Origin of the sequence: Caballeronia telluris (assembly GCF_001544495.1) — a bacterium.
GTDB lineage: Bacteria > Pseudomonadota > Gammaproteobacteria > Burkholderiales > Burkholderiaceae > Caballeronia > Caballeronia telluris.
Genome location: NZ_FCNZ02000005.1, coordinates 318,205 through 329,242, shown reverse-complemented (window position 1 = coordinate 329,242; position 11,038 = coordinate 318,205). Strand labels below are relative to the sequence as shown.

The window sequence follows — 11,038 nt, the reverse complement described above, 5'->3', positions numbered from 1 at the left end:
TTGGCATCCATCGGCACGACGAAGAGCGTCCACGCGTATTGCAGATTCGCGACCAGGCCCATGCAGATGATGCCGATGACGAGCTGGGCCCAACGATTCGGGCTTTTGGCCGCTCGCAGGGGGTCAGGGGTAAAGGTGTTTGCCATGTCTGTACGTCTCCTTTATTGACCCGGGTCGGCGCTTTAGCGCCTTACTCGGGTCCCATGCAAGCTGCAATCGACCCGAATCGGCGCTTTAGCGCTCTGCCCGGGTCCCATGCAAGATGGTTGCATTGTTGCGCTCGATCGGCGCCCTGGATGCAATTGAGCGGGTGATCTGTCTGTGCGGCGGGTCCTCGACGTTTGGATGAGTTGAAGAAAACCGGGCCAGTGCAGCCCTTAAGAAGCGCTTGCCTTTGCTTCGAGTTCCGTGATGCGCTTGCGCAAATCGCGCTCTTGCTGGAAGCGTTCCGTCTCGTCGCGAATCACCGCGACGATGCCCGATACCGCGTTGTCCGGCGCATGCAGCAGCGCGACGGTGAACGCGATCGACATCGAACGGCCTTCCTTGTCGACGGCAGGCACGCGCAGCACGTCATGGCCGTAACGCGTCTGACCCGTCGCCATCGTTTTTTCATAACCGGCCCAGTGACGTCCGCGAAGACGTTCCGGGATAATGATGTCGAGCGACTTGCCGAACGCTTCGTCCTGCGTGAACCCGAACATGCGTTCTGCCGCCGGATTCCACAGGATGATGGCGCCGGCCGCATCGGAGATCACGATCGCGTCGCCGATGGCGTCGATCAGTTGCCCAACATCGATGGCGCTATGTTGTGAGGTGCTGGTCATATGTGGGTCGCCATGTTCTGATGCTGCGATTCAATGCATCGCACCGGCCGCCATGCTGGCCGGCCGGTGCGAGTTCCGCGTCAGACTGCCTGTGCCTCGCGCAGACGCGCGATCTCGTCGTTGCTGTAGCCGAGGCTTGCGAGCACTTCGTCCGTGTGCTCGCCGAGCAGCGGCGAACCCGTGATTTCCGGCTTCAGGTCCGAGAACTTGATCGGGCTGCCGACCGTCAGGTACGTGCCGCGCTCCTTGTGCGGCACTTCCGCGATCGTGCCGCTCGCGCGCAGCGATTCGTCGGCGGCCAGTTCCTTCATGCTTAACACCGGCGAGCAGGGGATGTCGAACTTGCGCAGGATGTCGACCGCTTCGAACTTCGTCTTGTCGGCCAGCCACTCTTCGATGGTCTTGAAGATTTCGAAGATGTGCGGCTGACGCGCCTTCGGCGTGTTGTACTCCGGATCTTCGATCCATTCCGGCTTGCCGAGCGCGCGGCAGATCGGCGCCCATGCGTGGCCCTGGATCGTGAAGTAGATGTACGCGTTCGGGTCCGTTTCCCAGCCCTTGCACTTCAGCACCCAGCCCGGCTGGCCGCCGCCGCCGGCATTGCCGCCGCGCGGTACGACGTCGCTGAACGTGCCGTGCGGATACTGCGGATACTCTTCGAGGTAACCGAGGCGGTCGAGGCGCTGCTGGTCGCGCAGCTTCACGCGGCACAGGTTCAGCACGCTGTCCTGCATCGAAACCGCCACCTTCTGACCCTTGCCCGTCTTCTGGCGGCCCATCAGCGCCGTCAGGATGCCGATCGCGAGGTGCATGCCGGTGTTGCTGTCGCCGAGCGCAGCGGCGCTGACGGTCGGAGGACCGTCCCAGAAGCCCGTCGTCGATGCCGCGCCGCCCGCGCATTGCGCCACGTTTTCATAGACCTTCAGGTCGTCGTAGTGATGGCCGTCGCTGAAACCCTTCACCGAGGCGACGATCATCTTCGGATTCAGCTCGCGGATCGTGTCCCACGAAAAGCCCATCCGGTCGAGCGCGCCCGGGCCGAAGTTTTCGACCAGCACGTCCGATTCCTTGATCAGCTTCTTGAGCACTTCCTTGCCTTCCGGCTTCTTGGTGTCGAGCGTGAGGGACTTCTTGTTGCTGTTGAGCATGGTGAAGTAGAGCGCGTCGACATCGGGAATGTCGCGCAACTGGGTACGCGTCACGTCACCGGCGCCGGGCCGCTCGACCTTGATCACGTCCGCGCCGAACCAGGCGAGCAACTGCGTACACGCCGGACCTGCCTGAACGTGCGTGAAATCGATGATCTTGATGCCTTCAAGCGGCTTCGTCATGGCTTCTGTCTCCTGACAGCTTTGGTTGAATGAGGACTTCCTGAACCTTCGTGTGATATACAATATTCCATACATCGTATTCAAATAATCAACGTTAACCCGCTTAGGGTTTCCCGTAGCGCTCGAAACTCGACAAATACGACGGATGTGATAGCTTGATAAATATTGTGTCTGTAATACTGTATATCACCACGAGACAACAACACCCGCCGACAAGGAGACGTCATGGCAGATGTGCTTGAGATCACCCCGCAGGCCGCGCAGGCGGAAGACACGCAGAAGCAAACGGACGGGTTCCATCTCGTCATCGATGCGCTGAAACTGAACGACATCGACACGATTTTCGGTCTGGTCGGCATTCCGATCACCGACCTGGCGCGCCTCGCGCAAGCCGAGGGCATGCGCTTCATCGGTTTCCGCCACGAGCAGCACGCGGGCAACGCCGCGGCGATCGCCGGCTATATGACGAAAAAGCCCGGCATATGCCTGACGGTGTCGGCGCCGGGTTTCCTGAACGGTCTGACCGCGCTGGCGAACGCGACCACCAACTGCTTCCCGATGATCCTCATCAGCGGGTCGAGCGAGCGTGAGATCGTCGATTTGCAGCAGGGCGATTACGAAGAGATGGATCAGCTGAACGCCGCGAAGCCTTATGCCAAGGCCGCGTATCGCGTGCTGCATGCAGAGGACATCGGCGTGGGCGTGGCGCGTGCGATTCGCGCCGCCGTGTCGGGCCGTCCTGGCGGCGTGTATCTGGACCTGCCGGCGAAACTGCTCGCGCAGACCATCGACGCGGTGAAGGCGCAGCAGTCGCTCATCCGCGTCATCGATGCGGCGCCGGCGCAGTTCCCCGGACCGGAATCGGTCAAGCGCGCACTCGACGTGCTGAAGGGCGCGAAGCGTCCGCTGATCCTGCTCGGCAAGGGCGCAGCCTACGCGCAGGCCGACGACGAGATCCGCGCGCTGGTCGAGCAGACGGGCATTCCGTATCTGCCGATGTCGATGGCAAAGGGCCTGCTGCCCGACACGCATGCGCAGTCGGCCTCGGCGGCGCGCTCGTTCGTGCTGGCGGAAGCGGATGTCGTCGTGCTGATCGGCGCGCGCCTGAACTGGCTGCTCTCGCATGGCAAGGGCAAGACCTGGGGCGCTCCGAAGAAGTTCGTGCAGATCGACATCTCGCCGACCGAGATCGACAGCAACGTCGCGATTGCAGCGCCGGTGATCGGCGATATTGGTTCGTGCGTGTCAGCGCTTCTGGGCGGCATCGACGCGAGCTTCCCGAAGCCGTCCGCCGAATGGACCGACGCGATCAACGAGCGCAAGAGCAAGAACCTCGCGAAGATGGCCGCGACGCTCGACAAGAATCCGTCGCCGATGAATTTCCACAGCGCCCTGCGCGCGATCCGCGACGTGCTGAAGGAGCATCCGGACATCAACGTCGTGAACGAAGGCGCGAACACGCTGGACTACGCGCGCAGCATCATCGACATGTACCAGCCGCGCAAGCGCTTCGACTCGGGCACGTGGGGCATCATGGGCATCGGCATGGGCTTCGCGATCGGCGCAGCGGTGACGAGCGGCAAGCAAGTGGTCGCGATCGAAGGCGACAGCGCGTTCGGCTTCAGCGGCATGGAGCTGGAAACGATCTGCCGCTATGACCTGCCGGTCTGCACGATCGTCTTCAACAACAACGGCGTGTATCGCGGCACCGACGTGAACCCGACTGGCGGCAAGGACGTCGCGCCGACGGTGTTCGTGAAGAACGCGCGCTACGACAAGATGATCGAAGCGTTCGGCGGCATCGGCCACCACGCGACGACGCCGGATGAACTGACGAAGGCGCTGAAGGAAGCGATTGCATCGGGCAAGCCGACGCTCATCAACGCCGTGATCGACGAAGCCGCCGGCACGGAAAGCGGACGTCTCACGAACCTGAATCCGCAAAGCGCGGCCATGAAGAAGTGATTGACGGCGCGGGCCAAGGCTCGCGCTCACATGACCGGATGGCCCGCGAGATTCACGGCTCGCGGGCTTTTTCTTTGGTATTACGCGTCCATTCACAGCACCTGCTTACGCTTGGCCTTTAGCGTAAATCGAGTGTAACGGCCGGGAAAGCGGTCGCAATGTTCCCGTAACGCGTGTGACTCGCGCACCACGCACACTGTTGCCCAGTTTTGACCACTCAACGTAGTCGAAGATACTGGAGACCGATAGTGAACGTGCGATCCCACGCTGCACCCGCCTTAAGTTTGATTGCCGCGCTGACGCTTGCCGCGTGCGGCGGGTCGAATCACAACGATACGCCTGCGAACGCCATAGCCGGCGCGCAGCACGTGCTGCTTGTCAGCATCGACGGATTGCATCAGCAGGACCTGGCGAACTGTGTCGCGGCCAAGACGTGCCCGAACATCGCGGCGCTCGCGAACAACGGCGTGACCTACACGAACGCATTCACACCGGGACTCTCCGATTCGTTCCCGGGACTTGCCGCGCTGCTCACGGGCGGCTCGCCGAAATCAGCGGGGCTCTTCTACGACGTCTCCTACGACCGCACGCTCTACGCTCCGAGCGACACGCAATGCAACGGCGCGCAAGGCTGGAACGTGGTGTTCGATGAGACCACCGGTATCGACGGGATGAACGGCGGCGCGCTCACGCACCTCGACGGCGGCGGCGCGTTCAACCCCCAGGCGATCCCGAATGCGAAGGTGAACGGCGTCTGCACGCCGGTGTATCCGCATAACTACATCAAGACGAATACGGTATTCGAAGTGGTCAAGCAGCAGGTGGCGAATGCGCGAACTGCGTGGGCCGACAAGCACGCGTGGGGCTATGACTGGGTCAACGGGCCATCGGGCAAGGGCGTCGACGATCTGGCGCGCACCGAGATCAACTCGATCGACCCCGCGACGCAATCCGACTACACAGACGTGTACACGCACACAGAGCTCTTCGACAATCTGCACGTGCAGGCGATCGTCAACCAGATCGACGGCAAGGATTCGACCGGGGCGTAGAGCGTCGCCGTGCCGACCGTCTTCGGTACCAACTTTCAGACGCTGAGCGTCGCGCAGAAGGCGACGAACGCGAGCGGTGGCGGCTACACCGACGCCCAGTTCACGCCGGGCCCGCAGGTCGCGGGCGCGATCACGTATGTCGACGGGGCGATCGGCAAGATGGTGGCGGAGCTCAAGGCGAAGAACCTGTTCGCTTCGACGGTGTTCATCGTGACCTCGAAGCACGGCCAGTCGCCTGCCGATCATACGAAGCTCGTGAAGAACGGCGACACGCTCGCTGCGCTCCTGCAGGCGAACAATTATCTCGATCCGAAGGGCAACTACGGCCAGGCCGCGACGAAGACTGGCAGCCTGAACGACGGATCGGGGTTGGTCGGCACCGGCTTCGAACAGAGCGACGACGTCGGGCTGATCTGGTTGCGCGATCCTTCGCAAACGACGAGCGCGGTCGCCACGCTGCAGGCGAACCTCGGCTGCACTAAGACGGGCATCTGCGCGGACGGCGCGCAAGCATCGATTCTTTCCGGAGCCGCGCTCACGGCGAAGTTTGGCGATCCCGCGCAGGGCCGCACGCCTGACATCATCGTGCAGCCGAATCCGGGTGTGATCTATACGAGCAGCAAGTCGAAGGACGCGGAACACGGAGGCAACGCGCCCGACGACAGCCACCTGGGCCTGCTCGTCGCGTATCCCGGTCTGAAGGCGGCGACGAACGCGACGACCGTGAGTACGACGCAGGTCGCGCCGACGATACTCAAGTCATTGAACGTGAATCCGGGCTTGTTGCAGTCGGTTGCGGCGGAGGGCACGCAGGTACTGCCGGGGCTGGGCTTCTGAGTCTGCGGGAGACGATCGACGCGCCATGCAGGCGGCCGGGCGGCCGCTTGCGTCGGCCGTTTGAGCGAAACGAATGCGTGCGCCTAGCGCGCCCGCTGGATGAGATCGCGTGCTTCTTGCGTCGCCATGCCTGCGTAGAGCTCGGCCCATTTGCCGAGCAGCGCACGGTCGTTGGTCAAGAAGAGCGGTGCAATGGCCCAGCTCACCACCTTGTCTCCGGCGCGCGCCGTTTCGAAGATGCGCAACTCTTCGTCCGTGCTGATGCCGGCCTTCACGAGTTCGTCATACGACGCAGGCGTGTCGAATTCGACTTCATGCGGCGGCGCGCCGTACAAAATGGCGAGCGTATTGCGGATCTTGCGCGACGCGTGATCGCGGCTCGGCGCCAGGACGAACACGACGCCTTCCATCGGCCCGTATGCGAACGTGCGATACAGATCTCGTTTGTTCAAAGCTTCTTGCTGAGTTGTCATCGAATACCTCCGGCTCAACGGGCCATCGATTCTGGGCTAGGATCGATCGACATCGAGTCGACGCTGCCGGGTTGAGCAAATTTGGGCGAGCCCTCAACAAACGTTAAGTAAGCGCTAAGAGGGTCTATTCTAGATCACATCCCTTACTTTCGTTCTCGCCCGCTCAACGCTCAGGCGCTCAATTCGACTGCCCCGCCGGAGTCAGGTACTTCGGCAGCGCGCCGAGTTGCCACTGAAATCCGCCGCTCGGGACCGTGACGGTCGAGGTGGCGCCCTGCCAGTCCCGCTGCGTGTACTTGCCCGGCGGAATCTGCACCGATGCCGCATTCTCGCTCGAACCGGTTTGCCAGCCGACGTAGACCGGATTATCCGTTCCATACTGATAGACCTTCACGTCGCGGCTGTCGATCAGCGCGCGCGCCCACTTTCTCGCGCCGAGCGTCTTCATGACGACGGACGCGGCCACGTAAGCGGGCTTCGGCGTCAGGTCCGCGCGCAGCATCCCGAAGTTCGACTCCTTGTTGTTCGGATCGACGCCGTCGTCGACGAAGTCATACCAGAACACGCCCTCCGTTGCTTCATCATAGCGGCGCGAGAGCAAATAGGTGCGCGCGATATTCGCCGCTTGCGAAGGCTCGCTGAGGCCGGCCGATTGCGGGCTCGACGGCCAGCCGATTTCCGTGATCCACACCTTCAGCTTGCCGTGGCCCTCCCTGGGGTTTGCATTCATCATGCGCGCAAGATGAGGCCAGACGTTGGGAATGTTCACTGGATTGACGGGCGCGCCTTTTGCCGGATAGCCGGAGTCCGGGTCGTGCGGCGACATGTACGGATGGATGCTGAAACCGTCCTGATAGTCGAGGACGCCCGCCTTGATCAGCGCCACGATGCAGTCGCCGCCGGGGCCGCCGCCTGCGCCGCCGCCGCCGCAGGAGATGACGGTCGAGTCGGGGCTCACCTTCTTGATCGCGGGATAGACATCCTTCAGCAACGCCGCGTAGTTTTCGTAGGTGACTTTGCCGAAGGCGGGCTCGTTCCAGACTTCCCAGTGCTTCACCTGCTTGCCGTACATGCCGACGAGCTTTTGCGCATAGCGTACAAAAAGATCGCGTTCCTGCTGGTTCACCGGAAAACCTTGCGGCCCCTTGAGAAGGTTCGGATACGCCTTGCGGTTGCTGTAATCGAGAATGATCAGCGGCTTGAGGTTGAGCTTGGCGGCCTGCGTGACATAGTTGGTGTAGTCGGCGGGAAAGCTGAAGTTGCCCGCCGTCTTTTCGACTTCGCTCCAGTACAGCTCATCGCGGATCCAGTTGAAACCCGCCTTCTTGACGAGCGGCAGCACGACAGCCGGATTGCCCTTGTGCTGTCCGAAGTGCGTAATGACGCCGGCGTCGGTGAATCCGGCGCCACCCGCCGTGATCGCCGCCATGTTGATCTTCAGTTCGGCGCCGGAACCGCCCGCCGATTGCAGTTTCGTGTCGAGCAGATAAAGCCCGTAGGCCGGAATCGCGACGTTGAATGAAGCTTTCCCTCCGCTCGCCGACGCCTGATAAGTCGTCACCGGCGTGTCCGACGGCTTGCCGTCCTCATCGTATCGATACAGCGTCGCGACGAGGTTCGTGCCCGCACCGGCTTGCGGCGCGACCTGGATGTCGACCCGTTTCGTGCCGGGACCCTCCATGATGAGCGACCCCGGGGCGTTCAGCACGCGCATCGCGGCATCGGCGGCGAAGGCGGACTGCGCGGTGCTGGCTAGCGCGGCGAACGCGATGACTCCGGCCAGCCGGCCGGAGCGTGACAGGGCGTGCGAGGTGAAGACCGCTGGCATCGTGGCTTCCTTGTGTATGGCGCTGCTTTGGGGGATTTGAAGCGGCAACGCTCGACCGGTGCGGACGAGCGCCGCGAAAGTGACGAAGACCCGCGTGAGCGGAGGGGCGTGAGGCCCGGTTCGTCCATTCGCGATCGAGGTCCTGCGCGAAGCATCCACGGCTTGCGTTGCAAGGTGGTGCTTCGGCAGGGCCGTCGCTTCACATGAGGCGGTCGACGTCAGGCGTCGCGCTGCGTGACGTTGGGCGCATACGCGCTCGCGTAGGCGTACGTGCGCTTCTCGCTGCGACGCTTCGGCACGGCGTTGAAGATCACGCCGGAGATGCGTGCGCCAGTGAGATCGAGACGCTTGATCGCCTGTTCCAGCTCGCTTTCGCTTTGCGCGCTCGGGCGTACCACGACGACCGTGGTGCCCGCGTTGCTCGCGATCATGTTCGCGTCGCTGACCGCGAGGACAGCAGGCGTGTCGATGATGATGAGGTCGTACTGCGGGCTCAGGTATTCGAGCAGCAGCGGCAGGCGAGTCGTCGAGAGCAACTTCGACGGATTCGGCGGGAAGCGTCCAGCCGTGATGATCGAGAGACCCGGCACATCGGATGCGCGGATCGCGTCGTCCGCTTCGAGCTGGCCGGCGAGCACTTCGGCGAGACCGCTCTGGCGCGACTGTCCGAAGATCGAGGCCATGCGGCCGCGGCGCAGATCGCCATCGATCAGAAGCACGCGCTTGCCCGACTGTGCATGCAGTGCCGCGAGGTTCGATGCGACGAACGTCTTGCCCGTACCGGGCGTCGCGCCCGCGACGGCCAGAATGTTGTTCCTTGCGCGCTCGATGTCGATCATCAGCGAAGCGCGCACGGCTCGCAACGTTTCCACGGCCATGTCGTCGGGACCGTCGTCCGAGAGCAGGAAATTGGCGCCATTGCCATCGTGCGACGCCCCGTTGGCGAGCGCGGGCTCGTCGGCGCCTCGCACCTTGCCGGGCAAGAGCGATGCAGGCGTTGCAGAACGGTCCAGACGCGCCTGTTCGTTGCTGTACATCACCGCGCCCAGAACCGGCAGGTTGAGATGGCGTTCGACGACGTGCGGACTTTCGACATTGCGCGAAAGCTGGTTGCGGAAGAACACGAAGAGCACGCTCAGGACCACACCGGCGGCACCGCCCGCCGCGATCACGATGAGGCGCTTGGGCTTCGCCGGTTCCGTCGGGAACACGGCCGTATCGATGACATGCACGTTGCCGATCGTGCCTGCGCGCGTCACGGCAAGCTCGCTCGCCTTTTCGCGCATTGCGACATAGATGTCCTCGGCGACCTTGGCATCGCGCGTCAGATCGGCCGACTTGCGCTCGGAAACGGGCAAGCCGCTGAAGCGCTTGTCGAACGCTTCCTTCTGCGCGGTAAGCGTGGTGATCTGATCGTCGATCGTGCGCACTTCGCGGCTCGACGGCATGAAGCGGCTCGCGACCTGCTGACGCTGCATCTTGAGCGCCGCAATCTGCTTCTCGAGATCGAGGCTGCCTTGAAGATACGACGCTGCTTCGGTGCCGGGCGTCATCGAGCTTGCATCCGTGCGGTACTTGCTGAGTTCGGACTCGGCACGCTTCAGCTCGGATTCGAGACGGGGCAGTTCGCCGATGATGAAGTCGCGCGTGACGCTCGCTTCCTGACGATGCTGGTCGATGTGAGCGGCAATGTAGGTTTGCGCGATCGCGTTGGTGATCAGTTGCGCGAGCTTGGGATCGTCGTTTTCGTAGAGGATCTGGACGACGCCCGAGTCCTTCGCCGACTCCTGCACCTTAAGCTTCTTCAGGAAGCGCTCGACGGCCTTGTATTCGCTAAAGCGAGTCACGGCGAATTCGGTGTCGGGGCGTGCCGCCAGATGGCTGACGAGGATCGAGATGCCGTCCGCGCTCGCGACCTGGCCGACCGTGCCGTGCAGCAGCGCATTGCCGTCATGGTCCATCAACTGGTAGGCGTTGCCCGGCAGGACGCGCAGCGTCAGTTCCTTGTTCTGCAGGCGTCCCGGTACCTGAAGCGAGTCGATCGCGACATCCTCGCCGCCCCACGCAAACGACTTCAGCCCGAAGATGGCCGGCATCGGATCGCCTTGCGTCGCGAACAGCGACGAGACGCGTCCAAAGAACGGCACCTGATGCGGCGTGACGAGAATGTCCTGCTTGTACTTCTTGATGACCGGCAAGAGCACGGTCCGGCTCTGGATGATCTGGATTTCGGCGTCGGTGGGCAGCGTGGACGGGACCATCTGCTGCTGCGTCTGCGAATTGACGCCGAGCACGTTCGGGTTCGGGTAGTCGACTTTGACGAGCGCGTCCGCCGAGAAGCTCGGCGTGGCGAGATACGCGTAAAGAGTCGCGGAGCCGGTCACCAGCACGATGATCAGAATCACGAGCCCAACGTTGTCGACGATGAGCCTCCACAGTTCCGCTGCGGAAAACCCGTCGTCGCTGTTGCGCGTGCGACCGGGATCAAAACCTAGAGCAGGTGTATTCATCTGACGCTTTCCTCATTCATTCGAGAATCGGTACGCGGCATGTCCGCATGCCGCTGCCGGTGTCACCAAGCCGTAACGCGCCAGGCTGGTGGGCTGTGGCGCGGCCTTCGACATCGACAACGGTACGGATCGGACGCCGCCTGCTAGCGACGCAAATCTGTTTTCGTCGGATTGCGCAGTGCCTTGAAAGCAATTTTCCTGCACGGATCAGAGCA

The 11,038-nt window shown here is 62.7% G+C and carries 6 protein-coding genes and 2 pseudogenes; 2 read left to right on the top strand and 6 right to left on the bottom strand.

The window, feature by feature from the left end; translation table 11 throughout:
- The 3 genes and pseudogenes from AWB66_RS32895 to frc form a co-directional block, all read right to left on the bottom strand.
- A pseudogene (locus tag AWB66_RS32895) lies at positions 1–146 on the bottom strand (oxalate/formate MFS antiporter); the annotation flags it as partial.
- Positions 147–377: 231 nt separating this feature from the next.
- Positions 378–827 carry a PAS domain S-box protein gene (locus AWB66_RS09360; protein ID WP_087629997.1) on the bottom strand — a complete coding sequence of 150 codons (450 nt, stop codon included), beginning with the start codon at positions 825–827 and terminating at the stop codon, positions 378–380.
- Positions 828–907: 80 nt separating this feature from the next.
- Positions 908–2,158 carry a formyl-CoA transferase gene (gene frc, locus AWB66_RS09355; protein ID WP_087629996.1) on the bottom strand — a complete coding sequence of 417 codons (1,251 nt, stop codon included), beginning with the start codon at positions 2,156–2,158 and terminating at the stop codon, positions 908–910.
- Positions 2,159–2,383: 225 nt separating this feature from the next.
- Here frc and oxc point away from each other — a divergent pair, with 225 nt between their 5' ends.
- Both oxc and AWB66_RS09345 read left to right on the top strand, forming a co-directional pair.
- Positions 2,384–4,123: an oxalyl-CoA decarboxylase gene (gene oxc, locus AWB66_RS09350; RefSeq protein WP_087629995.1), complete on the top strand. Its 1,740-nt coding sequence runs from the start codon at positions 2,384–2,386 to the stop codon at positions 4,121–4,123.
- Between the two features lie 245 nt (positions 4,124–4,368).
- A pseudogene (locus tag AWB66_RS09345) lies at positions 4,369–6,012 on the top strand (alkaline phosphatase family protein).
- 83 nt (positions 6,013–6,095) lie between these two features.
- On the opposite strand, the gene AWB66_RS09340 reads toward AWB66_RS09345, so the two are convergent.
- The 3 genes from AWB66_RS09340 to AWB66_RS09330 form a co-directional block, all read right to left on the bottom strand.
- Positions 6,096–6,485 (bottom strand): hypothetical protein, encoded by a 390-nt coding sequence (locus tag AWB66_RS09340; protein WP_125469694.1) that lies wholly within the window; start codon positions 6,483–6,485, stop codon positions 6,096–6,098.
- 178 nt (positions 6,486–6,663) lie between these two features.
- Positions 6,664–8,313 carry a cellulase family glycosylhydrolase gene (locus tag AWB66_RS09335; protein ID WP_087629993.1) on the bottom strand — a complete coding sequence of 550 codons (1,650 nt, stop codon included), beginning with the start codon at positions 8,311–8,313 and terminating at the stop codon, positions 6,664–6,666.
- Between the two features lie 218 nt (positions 8,314–8,531).
- The gene (locus tag AWB66_RS09330; protein WP_087629992.1) at positions 8,532–10,823 is read right to left on the bottom strand and encodes a polysaccharide biosynthesis tyrosine autokinase; all 2,292 of its coding nucleotides are present in this window, start codon (positions 10,821–10,823) and stop codon (positions 8,532–8,534) included.
- Between the last annotated feature and the right edge of the window lie 215 nt (positions 10,824–11,038).

Excerpts from the sequence above, each read along its gene's own strand:
- AWB66_RS09360 (WP_087629997.1), bottom strand. The coding sequence starts at position 827 with ATGACCAGCACCTCACAACATAGCGCCATCGATGTTGGGCAACTGATC.
- frc (WP_087629996.1), bottom strand. The coding sequence starts at position 2,158 with ATGACGAAGCCGCTTGAAGGCATCAAGATCATCGATTTCACGCACGTT.
- oxc (WP_087629995.1), top strand. The coding sequence starts at position 2,384 with ATGGCAGATGTGCTTGAGATCACCCCGCAGGCCGCGCAGGCGGAAGAC.
- AWB66_RS09340 (WP_125469694.1), bottom strand. The coding sequence starts at position 6,485 with ATGACAACTCAGCAAGAAGCTTTGAACAAACGAGATCTGTATCGCACG.
- AWB66_RS09335 (WP_087629993.1), bottom strand. The coding sequence starts at position 8,313 with ATGCCAGCGGTCTTCACCTCGCACGCCCTGTCACGCTCCGGCCGGCTG.
- AWB66_RS09330 (WP_087629992.1), bottom strand. The coding sequence starts at position 10,823 with ATGAATACACCTGCTCTAGGTTTTGATCCCGGTCGCACGCGCAACAGC.